The 24,073-nt window shown below is 36.4% G+C and carries 23 protein-coding genes and 1 pseudogene; 12 read left to right on the top strand and 12 right to left on the bottom strand.

The window, feature by feature from the left end; translation table 11 throughout:
• Positions 1 to 18: 18 nt before the first annotated feature.
• Both IE155_RS08890 and rarD read left to right on the top strand, forming a co-directional pair.
• Positions 19 to 474, top strand: a complete 456-nt coding sequence (locus IE155_RS08890) for a thioesterase family protein (RefSeq protein ID WP_189377897.1) — start codon at positions 19 to 21, stop codon at positions 472 to 474.
• 143 nt (positions 475 to 617) lie between these two features.
• Positions 618 to 1,547 (top strand): EamA family transporter RarD, encoded by a 930-nt coding sequence (rarD, locus tag IE155_RS08885; protein WP_189377896.1) that lies wholly within the window; start codon positions 618 to 620, stop codon positions 1,545 to 1,547.
• Positions 1,548 to 1,588: 41 nt separating this feature from the next.
• On the opposite strand, the gene IE155_RS08880 is transcribed toward rarD, so the two are convergent.
• The 7 genes and pseudogenes from IE155_RS08880 to lptM form a co-directional block, all read right to left on the bottom strand.
• Complete coding sequence (locus tag IE155_RS08880) at positions 1,589 to 2,833, bottom strand: diguanylate cyclase (protein WP_189377895.1); 1,245 nt, start codon at positions 2,831 to 2,833, stop codon at positions 1,589 to 1,591.
• Positions 2,834 to 2,847: 14 nt separating this feature from the next.
• Positions 2,848 to 5,021: pseudogene (gene uvrD / locus IE155_RS08875) on the bottom strand (DNA helicase II).
• A 106-nt stretch (positions 5,022 to 5,127) separates the two neighbouring features.
• On the bottom strand, positions 5,128 to 5,835 hold the full coding sequence (locus tag IE155_RS08870; protein ID WP_189377894.1) for an HAD-IA family hydrolase: 708 nt from the start codon (positions 5,833 to 5,835) through the stop codon (positions 5,128 to 5,130).
• A 37-nt stretch (positions 5,836 to 5,872) separates the two neighbouring features.
• Positions 5,873 to 6,583 carry a DUF484 family protein gene (locus IE155_RS08865; RefSeq protein WP_229817168.1) on the bottom strand — a complete coding sequence of 237 codons (711 nt, stop codon included), beginning with the start codon at positions 6,581 to 6,583 and terminating at the stop codon, positions 5,873 to 5,875.
• Positions 6,580 to 7,410 carry a diaminopimelate epimerase gene (gene dapF / locus IE155_RS08860; protein WP_189377893.1) on the bottom strand — a complete coding sequence of 277 codons (831 nt, stop codon included), beginning with the start codon at positions 7,408 to 7,410 and terminating at the stop codon, positions 6,580 to 6,582. The genes IE155_RS08865 and dapF overlap by 4 nt, the downstream gene beginning before the upstream one ends.
• A 38-nt stretch (positions 7,411 to 7,448) precedes the next feature.
• Positions 7,449 to 8,705 (bottom strand): diaminopimelate decarboxylase, encoded by a 1,257-nt coding sequence (gene lysA, locus IE155_RS08855; protein ID WP_189377892.1) that lies wholly within the window; start codon positions 8,703 to 8,705, stop codon positions 7,449 to 7,451.
• Positions 8,705 to 8,890 carry an LPS translocon maturation chaperone LptM gene (lptM, locus tag IE155_RS08850; RefSeq protein ID WP_189377891.1) on the bottom strand — a complete coding sequence of 62 codons (186 nt, stop codon included), beginning with the start codon at positions 8,888 to 8,890 and terminating at the stop codon, positions 8,705 to 8,707. The genes lysA and lptM overlap by 1 nt, the downstream gene beginning before the upstream one ends.
• A gap of 288 nt (positions 8,891 to 9,178) precedes the next feature.
• On the opposite strand from lptM, the gene cyaY reads away from it, so the two are divergent.
• The 6 genes from cyaY to gloA2 are packed head-to-tail and all read left to right on the top strand — an operon-like array spanning position 9,179 to position 14,202.
• Positions 9,179 to 9,499: an iron donor protein CyaY gene (cyaY, locus tag IE155_RS08845; protein ID WP_189377890.1), complete on the top strand. Its 321-nt coding sequence runs from the start codon at positions 9,179 to 9,181 to the stop codon at positions 9,497 to 9,499.
• A gap of 17 nt (positions 9,500 to 9,516) precedes the next feature.
• On the top strand, positions 9,517 to 10,452 hold the full coding sequence (gene hemC / locus IE155_RS08840) for a hydroxymethylbilane synthase (protein ID WP_189377889.1): 936 nt from the start codon (positions 9,517 to 9,519) through the stop codon (positions 10,450 to 10,452).
• Positions 10,436 to 11,206, top strand: a complete 771-nt coding sequence (locus IE155_RS08835; protein ID WP_189377888.1) for a uroporphyrinogen-III synthase — start codon at positions 10,436 to 10,438, stop codon at positions 11,204 to 11,206. The genes hemC and IE155_RS08835 overlap by 17 nt, the downstream gene beginning before the upstream one ends.
• Positions 11,199 to 12,620: a uroporphyrinogen-III C-methyltransferase gene (locus tag IE155_RS08830; protein ID WP_189377887.1), complete on the top strand. Its 1,422-nt coding sequence runs from the start codon at positions 11,199 to 11,201 to the stop codon at positions 12,618 to 12,620. Before IE155_RS08835 ends, IE155_RS08830 begins: the two co-directional genes overlap by 8 nt.
• Positions 12,620 to 13,825, top strand: coding sequence for a heme biosynthesis HemY N-terminal domain-containing protein (locus IE155_RS08825; RefSeq protein ID WP_189377886.1), 1,206 nt, complete (start codon positions 12,620 to 12,622; stop codon positions 13,823 to 13,825). Before IE155_RS08830 ends, IE155_RS08825 begins: the two co-directional genes overlap by 1 nt.
• Complete coding sequence (gene gloA2, locus IE155_RS08820; protein ID WP_189377885.1) at positions 13,819 to 14,202, top strand: SMU1112c/YaeR family gloxylase I-like metalloprotein; 384 nt, start codon at positions 13,819 to 13,821, stop codon at positions 14,200 to 14,202. Before IE155_RS08825 ends, gloA2 begins: the two co-directional genes overlap by 7 nt.
• 89 nt (positions 14,203 to 14,291) lie before the next feature.
• On the opposite strand, the gene IE155_RS17950 is transcribed toward gloA2, so the two are convergent.
• Positions 14,292 to 14,885, bottom strand: a complete 594-nt coding sequence (locus tag IE155_RS17950) for a PEP-CTERM sorting domain-containing protein (protein ID WP_229817165.1) — start codon at positions 14,883 to 14,885, stop codon at positions 14,292 to 14,294.
• A gap of 515 nt (positions 14,886 to 15,400) precedes the next feature.
• On the opposite strand from IE155_RS17950, the gene IE155_RS08810 reads away from it, so the two are divergent.
• From IE155_RS08810 to IE155_RS08800, 3 genes are read left to right on the top strand one after another with little or no spacing between them, the layout of a single operon-like run.
• Positions 15,401 to 16,051, top strand: coding sequence for a single-stranded DNA-binding protein (locus tag IE155_RS08810; RefSeq protein ID WP_189377884.1), 651 nt, complete (start codon positions 15,401 to 15,403; stop codon positions 16,049 to 16,051).
• Positions 16,052 to 16,085: 34 nt separating this feature from the next.
• Positions 16,086 to 18,239 (top strand): SHOCT domain-containing protein, encoded by a 2,154-nt coding sequence (locus tag IE155_RS08805; protein WP_189377883.1) that lies wholly within the window; start codon positions 16,086 to 16,088, stop codon positions 18,237 to 18,239.
• 3 nt (positions 18,240 to 18,242) lie between these two features.
• A complete protein-coding gene (locus IE155_RS08800) occupies positions 18,243 to 18,908 on the top strand; it encodes a TVP38/TMEM64 family protein (RefSeq protein WP_189377882.1) in 666 nt (221 codons plus the stop codon).
• Between the two features lie 45 nt (positions 18,909 to 18,953).
• Here the strand turns inward: IE155_RS08800 and IE155_RS08795 are convergent, their stop codons facing one another.
• The 3 genes from IE155_RS08795 to ccoG are packed head-to-tail and all read right to left on the bottom strand — an operon-like array spanning position 18,954 to position 22,139.
• Positions 18,954 to 19,688 carry a thiol:disulfide interchange protein DsbA/DsbL gene (locus IE155_RS08795; protein WP_189377881.1) on the bottom strand — a complete coding sequence of 245 codons (735 nt, stop codon included), beginning with the start codon at positions 19,686 to 19,688 and terminating at the stop codon, positions 18,954 to 18,956.
• A 43-nt stretch (positions 19,689 to 19,731) separates the two neighbouring features.
• Positions 19,732 to 20,706, bottom strand: a complete 975-nt coding sequence (locus tag IE155_RS08790; RefSeq protein WP_189377880.1) for a serine/threonine protein kinase — start codon at positions 20,704 to 20,706, stop codon at positions 19,732 to 19,734.
• Entirely contained in the window at positions 20,706 to 22,139 is a 1,434-nt protein-coding gene (ccoG, locus tag IE155_RS08785; RefSeq protein WP_189377879.1) for a cytochrome c oxidase accessory protein CcoG, read from the bottom strand. The genes IE155_RS08790 and ccoG overlap by 1 nt, the downstream gene beginning before the upstream one ends.
• Positions 22,140 to 22,280: 141 nt before the next feature.
• Between ccoG and IE155_RS08780 the strand changes: the two genes are divergently transcribed.
• Positions 22,281 to 22,643: a hypothetical protein gene (locus IE155_RS08780; protein ID WP_189377878.1), complete on the top strand. Its 363-nt coding sequence runs from the start codon at positions 22,281 to 22,283 to the stop codon at positions 22,641 to 22,643.
• 68 nt (positions 22,644 to 22,711) lie between these two features.
• Here the strand turns inward: IE155_RS08780 and IE155_RS08775 are convergent, their stop codons facing one another.
• Complete coding sequence (locus IE155_RS08775) at positions 22,712 to 24,070, bottom strand: formimidoylglutamate deiminase (protein WP_189377877.1); 1,359 nt, start codon at positions 24,068 to 24,070, stop codon at positions 22,712 to 22,714.
• Positions 24,071 to 24,073: the final 3 nt, after the last annotated feature.

Raw genomic sequence — 24,073 nt, 5'->3', positions numbered from 1 at the left:
CTTACCAGTAGGTTTCTTATGGATCAGGCACTAATACTGCAGCAAATGCAAAAGTTTTGGAATAATGACATGCCATTTAATCAATTACTTGGGTTAAATATCACTAAATTTGATCACCAAGAGTCAGAAGTTAGGTTTGTTTGGCAAGATAAGTTAGTCGGTAATCCAATGCAAAAAATTCTACATGGTGGTGTTACGGCAACCGCTTTAGATTTAGTGGGAGGCGTTGTAGCGGCAGCCAATATTATTGCTCAACTGACAGATCATTCTTCACAAAGTATCGCTTTAAGCCTACGGAAATTGAGCACTATTGACCTACGTACTGATTTTTTACTTCCAGGGAGAGGTGATGAATTTATTGCCACGGCAAAAATTATCCGTAGTGGTAGTAAAGTTGCCGTAGCGAGGATGGAACTTCATAACGAACAAAATGATCATATAGCCTTTGGTACTGGAACTTATATGGTGGGTTAACCATGTATATGATAAGTACTGTGTATGATGAATTTTGAAGATAGGATGCTTATGATGACATAAGAATAAATAATTTTGAATTAGCCATACTTGTATGACTTAACATAATGATATAATGATTCTTTATCTTCATTGCTTTTAATATGACTCACAACCAACTCGCATCGAAAGAACAACGCCAAGGTGTTATTAGTGCTATCAGCGCTTATTTTCTCTGGGGAATTGCCCCTATTTACTTTAAGTTGCTCGATAATATTGGTGCTGATGAAATTATGGTGCACCGTGTACTTTGGTCATGCCTACTATTACTAGTGATTATTGTTATTACGGGGAAATGGCGTTCACTAGCTTTATTAATTAAAAACTCCCCTAAGCTGGTATTTCAGTTAGCAGTTACCGCACTAATTTTAGGAGTTAATTGGTTTCTATTTATTTGGGCAATTAATAATGATCACTTATTAGATGCTAGCTTAGGTTATTATATTAACCCATTACTTAACGTGGCTTTAGGCATGCTTTTTCTTCATGAAAAGCTCAGTAAGTGGCAACTATTTGCAGTACTTTTAGCAGTTATAGGGGTATTAATTCAAGTTGTTATACTTGGGTCGGTACCGATCATATCGTTAGCCTTAGCAGGCACTTTTGGTATTTATGGTTTACTTAGAAAAAAAATGGCAGTCGATTCGTTTATTGGTTTGTTAATTGAATCTATTTTAATGTTGCCAATTGCCGCTGTTTATTGGTGGTTGTTTATCTCAAGCGATACCAGCAATTTATTTAATAACTCTATGGCTTTAAATGCAGGGCTAATACTCGCTGGTGTGGTCACTACGGCGCCATTATTGTGTTTTACTGCGGCTGCGAAACGTTTAACATTATCAACTTTAGGGTTCTTTCAGTATATTGGGCCAAGTATTATGTTTTTACTCGCTACTTTTTATTATCAAGAACCTTTATCAACAGCAAAAATAATTACCTTTGTTTTTATCTGGGTAGCACTGGTAATTTATAGCCTTGATTCATTTCATAACCATAAAAAGAAAGCTCGCCAGTTAAAACCGGCTATTACATAAGCTTAATTAGGATAATTAAATACATTAGTTGGAATGATTACTCAATTTGCTACTTTTATTTGGTTACGTCCATTTTCTTTTGCATAATAAAGTGCATCATCAGCAATACTGAGCTGTTTCGCGAGAGGGTCAGTACTATTAAAGATTACGCCGATACTGACAGTAAACCTAATAGTGTCTTTCTCAAAGGGTGTTATCGCTTCTTCAATATCTTGTCGGAATCTATCTACTTTATTAAGTAACTGCTTTTTGTCTGTATCCTCAATTAAAATAGCGAACTCTTCCCCCCCTAAACGGGCAATTAACCCTGAACCAAAATTTTTTCTTAAATACAACGCCATTATTTTTAATACATGGTCACCGGCATCATGACCATACGTGTCATTAACTTTTTTGAAGAAATCGATGTCAATCATAGCCAAACAGAAGTTAGTTGCCTTGCTGTGATAACGAGCTATTGCCCCCTCTGCTTGTTGAAAAAAAGCGCGTCTGTTAGGTAGTTCAGTTAAGTAATCAGTCAAAGCTGCTTTTTTAATTTTTTCAATATTGGCTAAGTTTTCGATATTTTGGGTAACGCGGCAGTAAAACTCTTCGGGACAAAATGGTTTTCTTAAAAAGTCATCAGCCCCATTTTTGATAAAACGTGCGGTGTTTGAACCATATGTTGCCCCTGAAACACCTATGATAGCCAGCTTTTCGCGATCAAATCGTCGACGTATTTCATTTGTTAATTCGATACCATCCATTTCAGGCATTTCTAAATCAGTGATCACCATTTTAATTGAAGGGTATTCTTGGAGAAGTTCCATGGCTTGCATGCCGTTTTCGGCAACATATACAGTAAAATTACGTCTTTTTAATAACTCAGCGATTAATACTCGAGCAGAGCGAGAATCATCGACAACCAGTATGCCTATTTCACTATTAATCATTTGCCAATAGAGAATACGCTTTAAATACATATAAGCTTGGCTGTTTTCTTTAGGTATGTAATCAATAACAGCCTGGGCGAGTATTTTTTGGCGAGTAACATCATCCATTACCCCCGTCATAACAACCCCTGGTATTTTATGAGACAATACATAATCGATTGCCTCACCATTGGGGCCGTCAGGTAAAGAATAATCAATAGTCGCTGCAAAAAAGTCCGTACTTTGTTGAAGAATAAACTCTAATTTCGCCATGCTTTCAGCAATGGTTACTTCATAATTAAGTGACTCACCAATTTTTTGTATTACTCGAGCAATGGCTTTGCTATCTTCAACAACTAATAACTTTTTTGTCATGTTAAACCTAACTTTTATACTGCCTTAAGGTTAGCATACGCTACTACTAGCCATTTGCTACCTACTTCAGAAAAATTTACTTGAATACGACTTTGAGCGCCACTACCTTCATAGTTTAGCACAACGCCTTCACCAAACTTTTGATGTACAACAGACTGCCCTAATTTAAAGCCGGTGTTTTCAAAAGTTTCTAAAGTTATCGTATTCGAAAAACGCCCTGTTGTGGTGGGACGAGATACTTGGTTTCGTATGCGAATATCTTCTACACACTCTTCAGGTAATTCACGTAAGAATCGACTGGGTGGATGAAATTTTTCTTGTCCATATAAGCGCCTGCTCTCTGCATGACAAAGATAAAGTTTTTCCATTGCTCTGGTCATGCCGACATAGCATAAACGTCGTTCTTCTTCTAAGCGGCCAATTTCTTCAACGGATTGTTGTGATGGAAACATACCTTCTTCTAAACCGGCAATGAACACTAACGGGAATTCTAGCCCTTTGGCAGAATGCATTGTCATTAACTGAACTGCAGGTTCGTATTCGTCTGCTTGTGATTCGCCAGATTCTAAAGCAGCATGAGTTAAGAAACCAGTGAGTTTGGTTTGCTCTTCTTCTAACTCAGGTTCCATTTCATAGGTTTGACATGCCGTCACTAATTCGTTCAGGTTTTCAATCCGAGCTTGAGCACGTTCGCCTTTTTCAGCTTGATACATAGCTTTCAAACCACTATGTTGAATGACAAAGTTGGCTTGTTGGTCCAAGTCTAAATTAGTTGAATCGTCTTCTAATTGTTCAATTAACCGAATGAATTGCGTGATAACTTTAGCACTTCGTCCTTTTAGTTCGTCGTTAGCCAACATCTGTTGACAAGTTTGCCATAAAGTAAGTTCTAAACTTCTAGCCGCATCTCTTACCAAAGCTAAAGTGGTGTTACCAATACCTCTAGTGGGTGTATTGATAATACGTTCAAATGCTGCATCGTCATCGCGATTATTAATTAAACGTAAATACGCCAGTGCATCTTTAATTTCTTGGCGTTCAAAAAAGCGTAAACCTCCGTAAATGCGATAAGGTAATTTGGCTTGAATTAAGGCTTCTTCGAGTAAACGCGATTGTGCATTACTACGATAGAGAATAGCGACGTTATCTAGCGAACCATTATTTGAACGCCATTGTTCTATCCGTCCTGAAATAAAGCGGGCTTCATCTATTTCATTAAAGCGGTATAAATTGAGATTTTTTCGCCAGCATCATCTTCTGTCCATAGCTCTTTACCTAAGCGGTTATTATTGTTAGCAATGAGCTTATTAGCTGCATTGAGAATATTAGCACTGGAGCGATAATTTTGTTCTAAACGTACAGTTTGAGCCTCATCAAAGTCATTTAAAAAACGCTGAATGTTTTCAATTTTTGCACCACGCCAGCCGTAAATTGACTGGTCGTCGTCTCCAACTATCATGACTTTGCTTTTATCTTTACCCAGTAATGTTAACCAAGCATATTGAATTGCATTAGTATCTTGAAATTCATCTACTAATACATGACGAAAACGTTGTTGATAATGGGCTAATAACTCCGGATTATGTAACCATAGCTCGTGAGCTCTTAATAATAACTCAGCAAAATCTACTAATCCGGCTCTATCACAGGCATCTTGGTAAGCTTTATACACCTTAACGAAGGTTTCTTCGGTTTGATCGAATTGTGTATCAATATGTTGCGGGCGAAGCCCTTCATCTTTCTTGCCATTGATATACCATAGCATTTGTTTAGCTGGCCAGCGCTTTTCATCTAAATTTAAAGAGCGTATTATTCGCTTTATTAAACGAAGTTGATCATCCGAGTCAAGTACCTGAAAGCTTTGTGGCAGCTTAGCTTCTTGAAAGTGCATGCGCAATAAACGATGAGCTAAACCATGAAAAGTGCCAATCCACATACCGTGAATATTACCACCTGCCACCTGTTCCACTCGAGATCGCATTTCAGCAGCCGCTTTGTTAGTGAAAGTCACGGCTAAAATACTATGGGGAGAAACATGTTCAACTTTCATTAACCAAGCAATACGTTGTACTAATACTCGGGTTTTTCCACTGCCTGCGCCGGCAAGTACCAGCATGTTTTGTAATGGTGCGGCAACGACATCACGTTGTTTATCATTTAAGTCGTCTAAAAGTTGAGATACATCCATAAAATAAGGTGTTTTTATTGTCGGCAGAATGTCGAGATTATACCGAAATTAGGTGGCTTTGCGAAATCTAGTTAGCGAAGTAGTCTATCAAGGAATATAACTTACATTAAGCCAATTTATGTAGTTCTGTAATATCAGCTATTTCAATATTGGGTAACATAGATAATGGCTTGCCTACAGTATAGCGAGACAGCCAAGCGCTTTGACAGCCAGCTTTAATCGCTCCGTAAATATCGCTGTGTCCACAATCACCGACATGCAATAAATGATGGGGTTCAATTGATAAATCTTGGCATGCCAGTGAGAACATAGCGGAGCTAGGTTTTTGTTGTTTACTTAAATCAGCATGGTAAATATGATTAAAATAGTGTGCAATGCCGATTGTTTCTGTGTTTACATTGCCATTACTGATTGCCACCAAAGGATATTTTTTTGATAACTCTTTTAAAAGTAAGTGGCTTTTTTTCGGTACGGTAAAATTACTACGATGAAAATTAAATGTTTCCATTGCAGAGTGTGCGATCTTATTAGCCTGCATATCACTAAAGCCTAAAGATTTTATGCCTATAAGGTAAGTTTGAAAACGTAAAGCTGCAACATCATGTTTTAACGTTGGATTATTCATTAACACTTGTCGGCGAAACTCAAACCAAAACTGATAGTTATACTGGTTTGAGCTTTTAGGCAGATGTTGTGTAAAGTAATTAATCATCTGGTGATCTGTTTTGGTCATCACAGGATGATTACTATACAAAGTATCGTCTAAGTCAAAACTAATGGCCTTGAAAGGCATTAGCCGTCGATAAAATTTCATCTATAGTTCCCGTAATAACAGATAAAATAACCTTTAATTACTTAGATGCTATGTGTTGGCGTAATAACTTTGACACCAAGCGTGTAAATTGGCTGATGAGTAGCGTATCCATTCGAGGATCAAAATGATCAGCGTCTTGGCTACTAATTGCTAAAAATCCGATAGTGCCGTGCTGATCACTTAATTTGATTAATACCACAGAGCCAAGCACGCTTTCTGAAAATATTTGTTGTTGCTCACTTTGTTGCAAACGACCAAAATAATAGGTTTCTTGCGCTAAACGATTATCAAAGATGTCTTGGCAGTTTTCGTTACAAATACTCGAGTGAGCAATATCTGCAGGCTGAGCTAACCACAGTTTTAAGCCTGATAACGATAATAATTCAGTAGTAGCTTGGGTAAGACAATCAAGAAGTTCAGTGCTGTCCTTACAATCGAGTAAACGTAAATATAAGTCACTATATAAAACAAAAAGTTGTTCATTTTGATTGGCGACAGACATTAAATGAGTGATTTCTTCTTCCAAGTTATGAACTTTAGTACGTAGCAATTGTTGCTGGCGCTCAACTAACGATACTGTACCACGTTGGAAGTCTTGTACTCGTAAGCTTGTGACAAGCTCTGGATGCCGATTAAAAAACTCTGGGTTATCTTGTAAAAAGCTAACGACAATGTCATCCGATAGCGCTATTTCTTCAGTCTGGAGTGATTCTACCGAACTTGTGTCAGAATTCATTTCTTTACTCATATTGATAATTGTCCATCAAAGACATGTGTTGCAGGACCCGTCATCTTTATTGGATGGCCAGGGCCTTTCCAATATATTTTTAATTTTCCACCGGGTAACTCTACAAATACTTGTTTTGCTAATTTTTTTTGCATTTGGCCGATAACAACAGCCGCACATGCACCGCTACCACAAGCCAATGTTTCTTGTGCGCCTCGTTCGTAAACGCGTAACTTAATTGTATCGGCTGAAACAATTTCCATAAAGCCAATATTTGCACCTTCAGGAAAACGCTCATGCACTGATAGCTTAGCTCCTAATTTTTCTACAGGAGCTTCCTTAATAGAGTCAACAGTAATCACACAATGTGGATTACCAAGTGATACCGCACCGCAAAGAACGGTATCGTCTTCACTACGTAAAATATAGGTACCTTCTACTTTTTGCGCATTAAAAGGAATTTTATTGGGTTCAAACTGCGGAACAGGCATAGTCACGGTAATATTACCGTCTCGCTCAACGAATAATGTCATTTTCCCAGCATGAGTTGAAACGCGGATCTTATTACGATTGGTTAATCCTTTCATCCGAACAAATTTGGCAAAACAACGAGCACCATTACCACATTGATTAACTTCACTACCATCAGCATTAAAAATACGATAATGAAAATCTAAATCAGGATCATAAGGTGGTTCAACCACCAATAATTGATCAAAGCCGACACCAAAATTACGATCTGCTAATCGCTTTATTTGATCGTTTGGTAAATACACATTTTGGGTAACATTATCAATAACTAAAAAGTCGTTACCTAAACCATGCATTTTTGAAAAGTTTACTAGCATTTTTGTATTATTCTCTTACCGCTTAAGTTTTAATTAAGCTACTTGTTATCTGGTAGTAAGGATTCACCTTGCCACAGTTGGGCTAATGTTTCACGTTGACGAATTAAATAATGCTGCTCACCGTCAACCATGACTTCTGCGGCTCTTGGTCGGCTATTATAATTTGAACTCATAGTAAAGCCATATGCGCCAGATGAACGCACAGCAAGTAAATCACCAGCTTGAATCGCTAATAAACGGTCTTTACCTAAAAAATCACCGGTTTCACAAACGGGTCCTACAATATCGTAGGTTTTACTTTCAAGTGTATCATTGGGAGTGACAGGAACAATATTTTGCCACGCCTGATATAATGCTGGGCGTATAAGGTCATTCATTGCGGCATCAACTAAAGCAAAATGTCGACCTTGATTAGTTTTAATAAATTCCACCTCGGTAACTAAAATACCCGCGTTTGCCATAATCGCGCGGCCAGGTTCAAACAAGATGGTTAACTTTCGTTCGCCTATGCGTTCAATAATTGCTGCTACATATTCGCTAGGCATTGGCGGCTGCTCATCCTGATAAGTAACACCTAAACCACCGCCTACGTCAATATGCGATAAGTTAATACCTTGTTCGGCTAAATTATCGACCATCATTAATATACGGTCTAGGGCATCAATAAAGGGTGTTATGGTAGTAAGTTGCGAACCGACATGACAATCAATACCTTTAATGTCAATGTGCGACATAGTTGAGGCTTTTAAATAAATCGTGATGGCATCATCTATTGCTACTCCAAATTTATTCTCTTTTAAACCCGTAGAGATATAAGGGTGAGTGCCGGCGTCAACGTCAGGATTTACCCGTAATGAAATGGCAGCTTTTTTATTAAGCTTTTGGGCTACTTGTTGAATACGTGCTAATTCAGGCTCGGATTCTACATTAAAACAGTAAATCCCTTTTTCTAATGCAAATGCAATTTCATCAACTTTTTTACCTACTCCTGAAAACACAACTTTACTTGCATCGCCACCAGCTTCAATAACACGTGCTAATTCCCCTTTTGAGACAATATCAAAACCTGAACCCAATCGTGCTAATACATTGAGAACAGCTAAATTACTGTTGGCTTTTACGGCGTAGCAAACTAAATGTGGATGTAAACCCGCGGCATCATTAAATGCATGCCAATGACGTTCAATAGTTGCTCTTGAGTATATATATAGTGGTGTTTGGTAATGCTCAGCTAATTTAGCGATCGCATTGTCTTCTGCAAACAATGTATTATTTCTATAATTAAAAAAATCCACTATGTATTATCCTGATCTGTTGGGCTAGCCATATGATCGCTTGAAGATGCTTTCTTTATTTTTTCTTTCGGTGCAGGTTCCGGCACTTTCTCGGGTGTTTGATATAAAGGCCCTGGCATTCCACAACCGGATAATAGTACTAATGCCAATAGGCAACCTAGATTTAATGAATTTAGTTTACGCATTTTTGATCAATTCGATTTTTTTCCCATGATAGACGTTTTATAATGCGATGACCATAAGTTACCAGTGAAAGAAAAGCCTCTAACGTGTTAATCTTTCATTTTATGAATACTGATAAGTTGATTTTTCGCTAATAAAAGCAAAATAGTACAATGTGGTGCGCAATTTATATATATTTATCATAACTAAATCGTATAAAAAACACTTAAATGAATCACTATCAATGATAACAGAACGATAAACTAGCAGATCAACAAGGTTTCAATTACGTTTTTACAAAGGACGATATTATGAACGACAGCCAGTACAATTTTATTGCCGATGAGCTTCTTTTAACGCTTGAAGAGGCAATAGAAAATTGCGGTGTAGATATTGATTATGAAGGTGTTAGTGGCATGCTTACACTTACCTTTAAAAACGGCAGTAAAATTATCATTAATAAGCAAGCCCCATTACATGAGATTTGGGTGGCGACAAAATTTAATGGTCATCATTTCCATCTTGAAGATGACAATTGGATTGATAAAAGAGGCGGTGGCGAATTTTGGCAATTTATCTCTAAGGCCATCTCTCTTCAAGCCGACGCCGATATAACAGTAACAGCAAATTAATAACTTTAGGAAATAATATGACCACTAAACTTGTTCGCATTGCTACGCGTAAAAGTGCGTTGGCACTATGGCAAGCCGAATATGTAAAGGCACAACTTGAACACTTTCATAATGACGTAGAAGTTGAATTAATTCCTATGACTACTAAAGGTGATATTATACTTGATACTCCTTTAGCAAAAGTAGGTGGAAAAGGCTTATTTGTTAAAGAACTTGAAGTCGCAATGTTAGAAGGTCGTGCTGATATTGCTGTTCATTCGATGAAAGATGTACCTGTAGAATTTCCAGAAGGCTTAGGTCTTGAAGTGATATGCCCCCGTGAAGATCCTCGTGATGCATTTGTATCTAATCATATTAATTGTTTAGCTGAGCTTCCTAAAGGTGCCATTGTTGGAACATCAAGTTTACGCCGTCAGTGCCAAATAAAGGCATTACGGCCTGATCTTGATATTAGAGATTTACGCGGTAATGTTAATACACGATTAGCAAAGTTAGATAATGGAGATTACGATGCCATTATTTTAGCTGCTGCAGGTTTGATTCGGTTAGCAATGCCAGAACGAATTCGTGAGTTTATTGATCCAGAAACTATGTTACCTGCTAATGGTCAAGGGGCTGTTGGTATTGAATGCCGAACTAACGATGAAACAATTAAAACATTATTGGCACCACTAGAGTGTACTACAACACGAATACGCGTACTTGCTGAACGTGCAATGAATAGAGCACTGGAAGGCGGCTGCCAAGTCCCCATTGGAAGCTATGCCGAAATTAATAATCAAACGTTGAAATTACGCGGATTAGTTGGTGCCGTCGATGGTAGTGAAATTTTGCAAAGTGAAGTGTCTGGAGATGTTGAGCAAGCAGAGTCATTAGGTTTACAACTTGCAGAAAATTTATTAGCACAAGGAGCTGATAAAATTCTTAAAAGCGTTTATGAATCAAAAAATTAATACGATTTTAGTGCCTAGGCCTAAAGCTCAGGGTGAAAAACTTGCGCAGCAGTTAATTTTAGCTGGGTTTAAGCCATTATGTCACCCCATAATGACATATAACTCGAATGCTAACGAGGCAATAATACGTCACCACTTAATTGAGCATAAGCCAACGATTCTTGTTTTTGTTAGCATTGCGGCTGTTGAATTTGCACAACAGCATTTTAGTATTAACCAATGGCAGTCATTAAGTGATATAGAAGCTATCATTGCAGTTGGCTCTAGTACTCAAGAAGCGTTAAAGCGTTACAATATTGAAAGTTTGTGTCCAAATAGCTTTGATAGCGAAGGAATGTTAGCGTTACCCATATTGGAACAACCTTCGCTGAGTCATTGTCGAGTGACTATCGTACGTGGCGAAGATGGTAGAGAGTATTTGGCTCAAAATCTTGAAAAAAAGGGCGCTAAAGTAAACTTTTTATCGGTATATGAAAAAGTTTGGCTAGAATTTGCAGCTGATCAAGCTCAACAATGGCGTCAATCACAAATAAACTGTATTGTCGTTACTAGTAACGCTTTTTTAAATCATCTTGTGCAAATAATCGATATTTCCGACGACTATTGGAAAAATCATTGTTTTTGGTTTGTAATTAGTGAGAGAGTTGCCGTTTGTGCAACGGCACTTGGATTGAGAAATGTAATAAATACTCATGGGGCTACAAACCAAGCCATAATAACTACTTTGTTGAATACGGAATTAACTTATGACTGACAAAAAAACACCTGACTCTACTTCGTCATCAGATAAAAAAGTATCGCAAAGTACTTCTCAAAGTGCTGATAATACCAAAAAAGGTAGTGAAGCTGGTTTATCTGCCAGTATTTCTTTAACTTCACCAACTCAAAACTCGTCTAATACAAACACTGAAAAAAGCGCACAGTCTGATGATTTATCTGCGAAAAATGCACAACCAAGTAAATCTAGAACGTCTTCTGTAAATACCAAACAGCCAATTGTTGCTTCATCAAAAGTCCCCATTTCAAAAATAGCTGTTTTATCTTTACTTATTTCTCTTGCTGTTGCTGGCGGTTTCACCGCAATGCATTTCATGCATAGCAAGGAATTGACCGCAGAGCACCAAAATTTTCAACAACAGCTTGTAGTTCAACAATCGAAAATACAAAAGCAAGTTACTCAATTATTTGAGCAACAAGCGAATACTTTGTCGACTCAAGTTAATAATGAAATTCATCAACAAGTGACACAGATGGATCAAAAAGTTGCTCATAGTAATGCCCGAATAAAACAGTTAGAACAGCAGTTAGGTCGTCTACAGCAAAATAAATCGTCTGATTGGCTTGTGCACGAAGCTCAATATTTACTAAGAATTGCCAGTCGTACGTTATGGTTAGAAAAAAATACAAGCACGGCGATTAATTTATTAAAAGATGCTGACAGCCGCTTAAAAGAATTAAATGATCCACAATATATTGTTATTCGTCAGGCAATAAGAAACGACATTGAAACGCTACAGCTATTACCCGTTATTGATAATGAAAGCATATTACTTTCGTTAAATGCATTAGGCCAACAAGTTAATAAATTGCCTTTAGCTATGGTAAAAATACCAGAGAGTTCAGATAAAGAAGAAAGCTTAATACTTTCTGAAAACACTTCAGATTGGCAAGAAAACTTAGCCAAAACCTGGCGTAAATTTTTAGCAGACTTTATTACGGTAAGTCGTAGAGAAGGCAATGTAGAGCCCTTAATGTCACCGCAGTACCAACAAAATTTACGTGAAAATATCATGCTTAAATTGCAAGTAGCACAATGGGCTGTAACTAAACGTCAAACTCAAGTATTTCAACAAACGTTAACGGATGTATCGGCCTGGGTTAATGAATATTTTGATATGAGCCAATTAAATTCTCAACATTTTGAGCAGTCTATTCAAGAGCTTAAAGCACAAGCTATAGATGCAGATTATCCTAATAGCCTATCTGCTTTAAGTGAAATTCGCACATTGCTGGCGGAAAAACCCTTAACAGAACTTCCTAATGTAACAGAGGATTTAGAAAGCGCTGTTAATGATACTCAGGCAGAAAACACCGCTAATGATTCAGCTATCAATAACACGATAATTGATGATGATAATGAAATAATTAACAAGAGTGAGAACAACTAATGAAAAAAATTGTTGTTTTAATCTTATTATTCTTTGCAGCGGTAGCCATTAGCCCATTACTCATTAACGAAAAAGGTTATATTTTAATTGCTATGGGTGACCTGACGGTAGAGTCTACCGTGGTTACTGCCATTATCATGTTAGTGCTAATTTTTATTGGTTTAATGCTTTCAATAAAAGTATTTCGAGGAGGCTTAAAGTTAACGTTTGGCACATGGAATAAAATCGCTTTTGCAAGTCGCCGTAGGGCCATAAGAGACTTTAATAAAGGTATAGCTTGTTATATTTTAGAAGATAATCAACAAGCAGAGCATTTGTTAAGTAAATGTGCAGAGCCTTCGCAACAAGCTCAGTTATGTTATTTATTAGCCGCTAGTGCTGCAAATAAGCAAGGTTTAGCTACGAACAGTAAACATTATCTTGCTTTGCTTAATGAGCAAGAAATTAGCACCAAAGAATTGGGGTTAGAAACCGTTTTAGTAACGGTAAAACTATTAATCAACTATAAAGAATATAATAAAGCGCGCGAGTTAATTGACGAACATCATAAACATATTGGTCATGATGATCGCTTACTTGCGCTTGATATTAATCTGAGTTTAATTGAACAGCGCTTTGAGTATGTAGTTAAGCAATTAGCCGCTGCACGCAAGAGTAAAACCCTTGAACAAAGTAAAGTTCAATTATGGGAAGCTCAGGCATTTACTGGCATGTTCAATCAGCAAATTGAGCAAAAAAGTAATCATGCATTACATGAATATTGGGAGGCGCTTCCGAGAAAAATTAAACAACGCGAAGCCGTTTTATTGGCATATTGTCAAATTTTAGCCCAGCATAAAATTAATGAACCTCTGACTAAAATTTTATTACCGGTGATTAAAAAAGGAGCTAATCACTATTTGCTTAAGCAGATACGATTATTACCACTTTCTGCCACTAATGAATTGATGCAAGCAGTTCAAAAACACCTACATCATGAACCGTCAAATGCGAAATGGTTAAGTTGTTTGGCGCACTTAGCTATTGCTGATCAAGATTGGGATCGTGCTGAAAAGGCGTTCAATTCATTAGTGAATCTAGAAGGTAATCAATATGACAATGTAGATTTACAATCTTTTGCCAAGGTGCTAGAACAAAAAGGTCAGTTAGAAAAAGCGATTCAAGTACTGAATAAACTTGTTAAATATAATGAGTCTGCATGCTAAAAGGACTTCACCATGCCGCAATAATATGTTCCGATTATCAAAAATCTAAACATTTTTATCTAAATATATTGCAGCTTAAGGTAGTAGCTGAGCATTATCGCGAACAGCGTAATTCTTATAAGTTAGACTTAGCCTTGCCAGACGGTAGTCAAATTGAATTGTTTTCTTTTACCCGTCCTCCCGCTCGCCTGAGTTATCCAGAAGCTTGCGGCCTAAGGCATTTAGCCTTTGTGGTTGACTCAGTTGAAGAAACCGTCGCCTACTTAATAACTCAAGGGGTAGACGTTGAACCTATTCGGATTGATGAATATACCCAAAAAGCTTATACCTTTTTTTCAGATCCTGATGGTTTGCCGTTAGAGATATATCAAAAGTAGCGATGTTAAAAATATAAACTCATCGCTAGAAACAAAAAAACACCAATCATAACAATTGATGTTTTTTAGCTTTAGTTCAAGGCATTAACTTAAGATTGTTGTTTAAACCTACGTGACGCTAATCCAATTATTCCTAATGCAAAAATAGCAAGTGTTGAAGGCTCTGGCACATTTACATTAACATCTTTGTTAACATCCCTCACTAACATATATGATGCTCCAATAGGAGAAACATCCCCACCAGCACCATAAACTGCAGGATAATAATTACTAAATATGAAATTGTTGTCGCGTCTTGCGCCAAATAATCCATAATTTGCCACTAAGCCGTAACTGCCAACTGTTGTGTAATTTATTGTGAACTCTTCATTCCAACTGTCTATTAAATCAGAAAAAGCAGGACTACTCACATTTGTATTTCCTGCATCCAAGTTCAATCCAAACCAGTCATTGACTAGGGTGGTTGCTTCATCAGCTGTTGCAAATCTAAATCCTTCATCTTCATATGTATTTAATGAGGCTGTAGATGACAAACCAACCGTAAAATTAAAATGTAACCACTCTAAAGAGCCATCGTTATATACATCATCTGAAGTTATTAAACCGGCATACGCAAATTGAGATAAACAACTAATTGATAGAATTAAACTGGCAAAAACAGATTTTATAATTTTAAATTTCATTTAATGACCCTTTTATTCTCTTTCCAACCCTCTAGTAGAAAGAGTAGTTAAATTAATTACCGAACAAATATACAAAAAAAATGCCAAATTAAAAATCCATTTAATTCCAAGGACTTAAAATATAATGATTACTGGCATGCTTAAAGAATGTAAAAATATCTGACACTAATCATATTGCCAACTCAATGATTTACATGTCCTTTATTAAGATGATTGTAGTTTATAGGTGTTTCAGTATAGAACTAGAGTAAGACAGAGTTTTATTCGATTTTGATAGTACACAAAATATAACCTCACCTACATATTTAAAACAATGAGAAACCATGTTCGTCTGTTTACATTGGCAAGTATTATAATGTGTATAAAAACCTGACAATTCTTTGCTTACGCTTAATTCTCTATCTGATCAGGTATGAGCGATTACAACTAAAGCCTCAAGAGTTTATTAAATAACTACTTGTTTACCTAGCGTGCATCTTTTAAATTAGTCACCTTATTGTCTATTTAACTAAGTTATGAATAAAACAATTCCTCAAAATCATTTATGCACAATCACTTTACTGGGAAATTTAGTAACGAAACCAGAAATTCGTTATCAAGCTAACCCGGTAATTGCTGTTGCTGAGTTTGTTGTCGCCACGCATAGCCAATGGCTTGATAAAGCAAGTAATCAGATGAAACAATGGACGAGTTATCATACAGTAAAAATGATTGGTGACGTTGTAGAGCGTTCATTATTGCATGCTCAAAAAGGAGATATTGTTTTTATCCAAGGACATTTAGTTAATAGTAAAAAATCCAAACGCGAAATAATTCATGCGACGTATGCGCATACTTATCCTAAAGGCTATACACATTCGATAAACCAGTTGCAATGTAGCGGCGCAATTAGCAGTGAAATTCGTTTGGTTACAACCGAGTCTAATAAGCAATTAGCGGAATTAACGTTAACAATCAATTATTATGCCTTTTCACCAGTAACTAATGAGCTTAGAAGCCTAGAAGTTTCTCGTCCTTTACATATATGGGGTACTCAAGCTGCTTATATCAAAGAACATGCTAAACTTGGCGATGAAATAATAGTTGACGGAAAATTGAGCTACCTTAATAATGAAGAAAAATCACAGTTTTTAGAGGCTAAACAGGTCTTACTACAAAAGAAATAAAGCGATTTATAACTTAAAAAAGGGACTTAATCGGTTGATAATAAAAAATAATAAATCATCACAAGACTTTCTAAGTTACATGTTTAGCTTATTGTTATTTGCTCTATATTTACCGCAAGCAGTAGCTAATAATATTAATTTAACGGCATTAATCGATTTAGGAGATACCTATAAGGAGGATGTTTTTTGGCATAAACCCAGTGTTAACCCTAAAAACAATCAACAATATTATATCGCTAATACCACAGGGAAGTTTCACTTAATTGATGATCAAAAGGTAGTGAAAACGCCAATATTGAACATCCCCAATTATTACCTAGAATTTGTCAAACTAAGCGCTGTTGTATTACACCCTAATTTCTCCTTTAATCAACAAAAAGGTTATAACACCTTTTATACTGCGCACGTTGAATTGGCCGACCAAAGCATTCGCACGTTAAGAATTAAAGATAAAAACTTAGAGCACAGTTTTCCTTATGAAGCGGTTATCGTTGAATGGAAATTAAATGAAGCTAATTCTCTTAAAGTAGATCCCGATAGCCAAAGAGAAATTTTACGTATTGGTATCAATAGCCCTGAAAACTCAGTAATTGAAATGCGATTCAATCCTTATATAAAGTCTTGGCATGATAACTTTTCGCATATGTATATTGCATTAGCTTATGATGAAACGTTAAGAGAGAGCCCTTTGTATTCAGGAGCGATATTACGCATTAATCCAGAGAAATTTGGTTTACGTAGTTACACCACTCCTAACAACAATCCGTTTATTAATCAAGCTGATGTTCCGGATGAATTGTTGATCATTGGTATACAGCAACTTATGCAGTTTGTTTGGCAAAAAAACAATGATCAGCAACTAATTTTAGCGCATAGATTTAACCAACAAGTGTTATTAAGCTTAGTAAATTATGGAGATATTTTAAGCAACACTGAGCCGGAACACACTTTGCTTAGAGGAGCGTCTCAATTAGCAGAAGACTCTTTAGTTTTCTATCGAGGTCGAGAATTTAAAGCCTCAAGAAATAAAGTGCTGTTTATGAGTCAAAATGATGGTTATTGGCAATTACAATCAATTGATACTTCGCCTCCATTTCAAAAATCCGTGATAAATGTATTTTCAGGAAATGACTTAGCACCAAATGATCAGATCTCAATACTCACCGACGAGAATGATGAATTACTCATTTTTTCAAGGGCTCACCATGTAATTCAACAGCTTGTAAATAATACCCCTAAAGGCGAGACAACGGCTGATGAATACTTGTTTAATGAACCTGAAAATCAAGCCAATGACAGCTCTATTAGCAGCTATATTTTTTGGGTCGTTGTAGTTTTTGGAATAATAATAGCTTGGTTTGCTAAAAGTAAAAAAAGCCAACAAACAGTGAAAAGCCTTTTACATAGAAATTATGCTCGATTTGAATTATCGGCTGATAATAAGCAACTTTCACTATTTCATCGCCATCAACAAGATGCGGCGTTAACTCTTGATGTTAGTAGTATTGTTCGTAGCGATGTATTACTCAATGATGAGGTATTATTGTCAATAGAGGCTGATGTTTCTGGTTTTAATGAACAACTTGAACAAATGCTTGAAAACAAGTTTATTGATGAAAAACGCATCAAAATGGTAGACGACAGAACACGAAAATTAGCAGTGAACCTTACTGATGATAAAGGGACGGTTTATAGCGTATTCTTATATTTTCGCGAAGGTAATCAACGATTAACTAAAGCTAAATTTGGCCAAATTACAGATGAAATCAAAGAGTGGTGCTGGTTCATTTCAGCTCAATTATCCCCTGATAAAACAGGAAAACGTATTGTTGAAATAGTACAACCCAAAATAGTAAAAACTCAACCAAGTGTAAATAAACCGACAGTGAATATACCTGAGTCAACAGCGAAGGTAGAGGGTACTGAATATCTTAATGTAGACCACGAAAGTAACAATAAAGTTAAACTAGATTCAGATAAAAATACAAAAAATATCCAAACGGTTCCATCGAATAAAGAAACAAAGGTAATAAACAAAAAAACGCAAAATACTGATAGTAGTAATATTGATACACAACTTATTGAAGCGTTAAATAAATTAGCAAACTTAAAAGCAAAAGGCTTTTTAACTGAAGACGAGTTTATTAGTGCGAAAGCAAAAATATTGGCAAATCTACAAAATGAATAGTTTGTGTTGAATACTCGTTTTAAAAATTCTCTATCTCTTATTTTTTTGGGGATAGCGGTAATACTATTACCATTTTTGTTTTACATTATTGCTGACCAAGCCTTAATTAATCTTTTTATTGAAGAGTTCCGTCCTGATAGCCTAGGTGATTACTACTTGTGGTTTGCTTTGTTAACGTTAATGATGAGTATTGGCTTACCACGCCAAGTAGCAGCATTTAGCTCCGGATACCTTTTAGGAACTGGCTATGGCACTTTATTTGCGACGTTAGCAGCAAGTATCGCGTGTTTATTCACTTTTGTTGCAGCGCGCTTTATCTTCCATCGAAGCCTAAGTAAGCGTTTTCCTAAACAATTGAGTAATTTTAGTGCTTTTTTTACACATGATGTGTTGATTAAAGCATTTATTATTCGTCTGATACCAGCAGGCTCAAACTTTTTAACCAATGTGTTAGCTGGAACAGCAAAAGCTCCTTTATTTCCTTATCTATCGGGTAGTATGCTGGGTTTTATTCCACAAATGATAGTATTTTCAATGTTAGGATCGGGGATAAATGTGGGCAGTAAACAACAAATAGTGATCAGTATCTGTTTATTGTTAGTTGCGGCGGGGTTGACTGGCTACTTATATCGTTCGGGCAAATTAAACATAATGAATAAGAAGGCATAAAAAAGGCGCTGTACTGCGCGCCTTATTTGCTTTACTTGCCAATATTTACTTAAGGCTAACTAAATAACTGACTAAATTTAAGTAATCTTCTTTAAAGTTTTCTTTATCAAGTCCGCTGTTTACAATACGATATTTACCATTAACAATAACGGCTGGAACGCCTGTAATTCCTTCCGTTTTAGCTAATGCATCCTGATTAGCTTTCATTGTTTTTGCTTTTGCAATAACGTTTTCACTGTTAATTAACGCATCAAATTTATCAGCATCAACACCTATTAGGATAAAAATGTTACGTATATCCTTCATTGAAGTTGGGGTTGCATTAGAAACATGGATATATTTAAAAATAGCAGCTGAAGCTTCTGCTTCCATATTTAACTCTTGCCCTACAACTAAGGCTTGCGTTAATAACTGCTGCATTTTTTGTGAGGCCATTCTTAAGAAATCAACGTGATTTTTTTCTAAGGCAATATCTTTTGGTAGCTCTTTTTTCAAAATATCAATAAAGCCTTCAAACTGATAACAGTGAGGGCAATAAAAAGAAAAATACTCTCTCACTTCATCTTTTTCTGAGACTATACCTTCAACTTTTACATAGTGAACACCTTCTTGATAAGACGTTGTTGAGCTTACCTTATCTGAGGTAGGCTTTAATGATTGAGCTGTTTTATGGGAGTTATGTCCTTCATGAGTTTCATGGGGCTTGGCGTTTAATGGTTCATTACAGCCACTCACTAGTAATAGCGTTGACATCACTAAAAGTGCGATTAAATTTTTCATAAAATTTCCTGTTTCAATAGCAAGAAGCGTTAAAGCTTTAACATTAAGGTATCAGTGTTAATGACGGTTGTTGTAACGCGGAGAATTGTTCTTTTAGCATAAGTATTTGCTGCTCCCAATATTTTTCGGTATTAAACCATGGAAAATTATGTGGAAATGCAGGGTCTTGCCAACGTTTACTCAACCAGGCCATATAGTTAACTACCCGCATACTACGTAAAGATTCAATTAAGGCAAGTTGTTTTGTGTCAAATGAATAGAACTCTTCATATCCCATTAACATTGTATCAAGTTGAAGTAGTTGTTGTTGACGGTTACCAGACAGCATCATCCATAGATCTTGAATCGCGGGGCCCATTCTACAATCATCTAAATCTACAAAGTGTGGACCTTCGTCTCGCCATAGGATATTTCCCGCATGGCAATCACCATGTAAACGAATATTATTACTTGGAATAAACTGTTCACTTGCTAGTGCAATCACTTGCTCTAGAATCGTAAAAAAAGGTAAGGCTAATGACTGTGGAACAAAGCCTGAATCCCGTATGGTTTGCTGTGCATCGAATAAGAACTCTTGGCTACTAAATGAAAGCCTTTCGTTAAATGATTTTTTAGCTGAAATGGCATGTATACGCCCAATAAACCGTCCCATCCATTCTAATTGGTCGAGATTGTCGACTTCAAAAATACGACCACCACGGCAAGGGAAAAGGGCAAAATGGTAGCCTTCATGTTCAAACAAGGATTCATTATCTATCTTTAGTGGCGCAACAATCGGAAGTTCATGCTCAAGTAATTCGAAAGCAAAGTTATGCTCCTCACGAATTTGAGCTTCACTCCAACGCTGAGGTCGGTAAAACTTAGTGACATATTTTACACCATCGTAATCACTAAATTGGTAGACACGGTTTTCATAGCTATTTAGGGCCAATAAGCCACTGTCTACCGTAGTACCTGTTGTTTCAATACCGTCAAGAATACAATCAGGTGTTAGCGAACTAAAATCAAAAACCGACATTAGCGTTTATTAAAGAAGCGGCTTTCATGTTCTACTACCACCTCATCTTCATCTGAAACTAGCTCAATAACAAAGGTTATGTCTGTCATATAACCGTCTAATTCAAAAGGATCAACGGTTAGGCTCATTGGTAAGGTAAAAACACTAGCGGCTTTTACCGTAACTTCTTGTTCACCATTCCATACGGGATTATTAATGCCTTTTACTGACAGGCGATAGCGATTATCAGTTTGAGATTTATTAAGAATTTTTAGGGTGTAAACATTTTCGATTTCACCATTAAAGTTTTCTTTTGCAAGTTCCGTTCTATCGCGAATAATATCGATGGATACAGGTTTTCTATTAACTATTTCCATCACTAATAATACGGTCATTATCGTTAATACTAATGCATAACCAATGAGTTTTGGGCGAATGAAATGGACTTTTTTTCCTTCTAATTCGTGTTCTGTTGTATAGCGAATTAAGCCACGGTCGTAATTCATTCTATCCATGACACCATCACACGCATCAACGCAAGCACCACAGTTAATACATTCATATTGTAAACCATTACGAATATCTATTCCTGTAGGGCAAACATGAACACATAAATTACAATCAATACAGTCGCCTAGTTCAAGTTTTTTGGGATCTTGTTTTCTTGAGCGTGGCCCTCGATTCTCGCCTCTGTTGTAATCATAAGTAACGGTTAAGGTGTCTTTGTCAAACATTGCAGATTGAAAACGAGCATAAGGACACATGTGTAAACACATAATTTCACGCATCCAACCGGCATTTCCGTAGGTACAAAAAGCAAAAAACCATACAACAGCAGCAAGACCTAAGGACATATTAAACGTGAAAAAATCAATAAAAACTTGTTCAACAGGCACAAAATAACCAGCAAAGGTTAGTGAAGTAATAATAGAAAATAATAACCAGCAAAAATGTTTAAGGGCTTTTCGCCAAAACTTATTAAAATTAAGTTTTTGGTTATCTAAGGCTTTTCGCTGATTAGCTGTGCCCTCAATTTTTTCTTCAAACCATATAAAAATAAAGGTCCAGACTGTTTGTGGGCAAAGGTAACCACACCAAACCCGACCTAAAAAAGTTGTTACAAAAAACAATAAAAACGCACTAAGAATAAACAGCCATGCTAATAAGGTAAGGTCTTGTGGCCATAAGGTTAACCCCCATAAGGTAAAACGCTGTTCAGCAATATCAAATAAAATAGCTTGGTGTCCGTTATACTGTAACCAAGGGAGTACGGCAAATACGGCTAAAAAAACAAAATTCATTTTTTGACGAAATTGTTGGAAAAACCCTTTTACTTTCCTTACATAAATTTGATCGCGTGGCTTGTAGTTTTCATCTTGCTTAGGCTGATGAATTTTAATATTTTTAACGGGTATTTGTATGCCAACACTTGATTTTTTATCTTCTGATTTCACCGTAAATCCTAGAATGCGCCGCCACGCATATAACAATTGCTACTTTAAATCTTAGCTGTGTAAAAAAATTTTACTTAAAAGCATTCATTGTTTGTATAAAATTGATTATTCTATAAAAACAGCATCATTATACCGTAGACTATGAAAAATTTATTGATCTTAATCGTTGCAGCAGCAATTTTTTTGCATTTTTATCCGCAACCCAAGCTTGAAGCATGGTTTGAAGAGCAAAAGGCATTTGTTTTAGGTGAGTTTTCTGATGCAACTGACACTAAGGTTAGGTTAAAGTCAGATAAAATTTATAATGACTTAAAGCCTAATTTTAATCAGTTTGGTCCTGAAGAGTTAGAATTCTTAAAAGAAATAACCTCAAATCGTAAGGTTGTCATCGCTTTTCACAAAGAATATTGTTCAACAAACGCGCCGAAAAGAACGCCTAAATTTCATCAGGCGAATCAAACATTGGTGTGTAAAGCAATAGGTAAATACCAGTCATTATTTTAAAAAATATCAGCGAGCTAATTAACTTGGTGATATTAAATTGTTGAGTAAGAATAGTTAATGAGCAAAAGCTAACTTACTCTATTTAATAATTCAGTAAATGCTTCGTTAGCTTCTTGTTCAAATGGGTGTTGACCATCAAGAATACACCATTTTCCATTGACCATCACATCTTTGATTACGTTATTTTGTGTAGCAAATATTAAGCTATCAAGTACGTGCTTATCTTTAGCTGCAAACATCGCGAGCTTACTTTCATCAAGCACTATCAAATCAGCTTGTTTACCAACGGCTAATTCACCTGTATTGCTATTCGTACTTTGAGCCCCATATTTTGCGGTATGAGTCCATAAATATTGTCCAACTGATGGTTGCTGTGATGTAGCAAGTAATGCTCTTTGTTGTTTAACTAAGCGTTGTGCATACTCTAACCAGCGTAACTCCTCAACTGGGTTAACTGATATATGACTATCGGAGCCGATAGCTACAGTGCCCCCTTCGGCTAAAAACTCGGTGGTAGGAAAAACACCATCACCTAAGTTTGCCTCGGTTGTTGGGCAAATTCCGGCAATCGCTTTACTTACAATAATATCACTACATTCTTGAGCATTTATATGCGTAGCATGAATCAAACACCAGTGTTGGTCTAATTTACAATTGTTCAATAACCATTGTACTGGACGCTGATGATAATGTGTTAAGCAATCATCTACTTCTTTTTGTTGTTCAGCAATATGAATATGGATTGGCGCTTTACTGTCTAAACTTCGAACATGTTCTACGGCACTATTAAGAGAGGCTTTATCAACCGCTCGTAAAGAATGGGGAGCAATACCAATATTCGTATTACTAAACTTTTGAGTTAATTGATAGCAGTCGCTAACCAAGGTATTAAATGTATCAATATGATTAATGAAACGTTTTTGTCCATCGTTTGGCGATAGTTGACCAAAACCACTATATTGATATAGCACAGGTAATAAGGTTAACCCAATGCCTGACTGCTCACTGGCTGCAAAAATAGCTTCAGCCATAGTGGCCAAGCTTTCATAATGGCTACCATCAATATCATGGTGTAAGTAATGAAATTCTGCAACGCGAGTATAGCCAGACTTTAGCATTTCAATATAAAGCTGAGTAGCAATAATTTTAGCATCTTCAGGCGTTAATGTTGCCAAAAATTGATACATTACATTGCGCCACGTCCAAAAGCTGTCTTGTCCTTCGCTACCTTGCTCACTAAAGCCCGCAAATGCTCGCTGAAATGCATGGGAATGGCAATTTACCATCCCCGGTATTACTGTGCCTACACATTCAGCATTAATTTCCTTTCCGCAAGTGATTGCTTTTATTATGCCATTTTCGACAGTGAGTGTTTGCTTACTTTTCCAGCCATCGGCAAGAAGGATGCGCTCTGCAAATATTTTCATAAA

The organism is Thalassotalea profundi, assembly GCF_014653195.1.
GTDB classification, from domain to species: domain Bacteria; phylum Pseudomonadota; class Gammaproteobacteria; order Enterobacterales; family Alteromonadaceae; genus Thalassotalea_B; species Thalassotalea_B profundi.
This window is presented reverse-complemented; position numbering and strand designations above follow the sequence as displayed.

What these genes read in the sequence shown, in the direction of transcription:
- IE155_RS08780 (WP_189377878.1), top strand. Translation starts at nt 22,281, where the DNA reads ATGAAAAATTTATTGATCTTAATCGTTGCAGCAGCAATTTTTTTGCAT.
- IE155_RS08835 (WP_189377888.1), top strand. Translation starts at nt 10,436, where the DNA reads ATGAATCAAAAAATTAATACGATTTTAGTGCCTAGGCCTAAAGCTCAG.
- dapF (WP_189377893.1), bottom strand. Translation starts at nt 7,410, where the DNA reads ATGCTAGTAAACTTTTCAAAAATGCATGGTTTAGGTAACGACTTTTTA.
- IE155_RS08890 (WP_189377897.1), top strand. Translation starts at nt 19, where the DNA reads ATGGATCAGGCACTAATACTGCAGCAAATGCAAAAGTTTTGGAATAAT.
- IE155_RS08795 (WP_189377881.1), bottom strand. Translation starts at nt 19,688, where the DNA reads ATGAAAAATTTAATCGCACTTTTAGTGATGTCAACGCTATTACTAGTG.
- IE155_RS08775 (WP_189377877.1), bottom strand. Translation starts at nt 24,070, where the DNA reads ATGAAAATATTTGCAGAGCGCATCCTTCTTGCCGATGGCTGGAAAAGT.
- gloA2 (WP_189377885.1), top strand. Translation starts at nt 13,819, where the DNA reads ATGCTAAAAGGACTTCACCATGCCGCAATAATATGTTCCGATTATCAA.
- IE155_RS08830 (WP_189377887.1), top strand. Translation starts at nt 11,199, where the DNA reads ATGACTGACAAAAAAACACCTGACTCTACTTCGTCATCAGATAAAAAA.
- IE155_RS08825 (WP_189377886.1), top strand. Translation starts at nt 12,620, where the DNA reads ATGAAAAAAATTGTTGTTTTAATCTTATTATTCTTTGCAGCGGTAGCC.
- IE155_RS08870 (WP_189377894.1), bottom strand. Translation starts at nt 5,835, where the DNA reads ATGAAATTTTATCGACGGCTAATGCCTTTCAAGGCCATTAGTTTTGAC.
- lptM (WP_189377891.1), bottom strand. Translation starts at nt 8,890, where the DNA reads ATGCGTAAACTAAATTCATTAAATCTAGGTTGCCTATTGGCATTAGTA.
- IE155_RS08790 (WP_189377880.1), bottom strand. Translation starts at nt 20,706, where the DNA reads ATGTCGGTTTTTGATTTTAGTTCGCTAACACCTGATTGTATTCTTGAC.
- IE155_RS08865 (WP_229817168.1), bottom strand. Translation starts at nt 6,583, where the DNA reads ATGAGTAAAGAAATGAATTCTGACACAAGTTCGGTAGAATCACTCCAG.
- cyaY (WP_189377890.1), top strand. Translation starts at nt 9,179, where the DNA reads ATGAACGACAGCCAGTACAATTTTATTGCCGATGAGCTTCTTTTAACG.
- hemC (WP_189377889.1), top strand. Translation starts at nt 9,517, where the DNA reads ATGACCACTAAACTTGTTCGCATTGCTACGCGTAAAAGTGCGTTGGCA.
- IE155_RS08880 (WP_189377895.1), bottom strand. Translation starts at nt 2,833, where the DNA reads ATGACAAAAAAGTTATTAGTTGTTGAAGATAGCAAAGCCATTGCTCGA.
- IE155_RS17950 (WP_229817165.1), bottom strand. Translation starts at nt 14,885, where the DNA reads ATGAAATTTAAAATTATAAAATCTGTTTTTGCCAGTTTAATTCTATCA.
- IE155_RS08810 (WP_189377884.1), top strand. Translation starts at nt 15,401, where the DNA reads ATGAATAAAACAATTCCTCAAAATCATTTATGCACAATCACTTTACTG.
- rarD (WP_189377896.1), top strand. Translation starts at nt 618, where the DNA reads ATGACTCACAACCAACTCGCATCGAAAGAACAACGCCAAGGTGTTATT.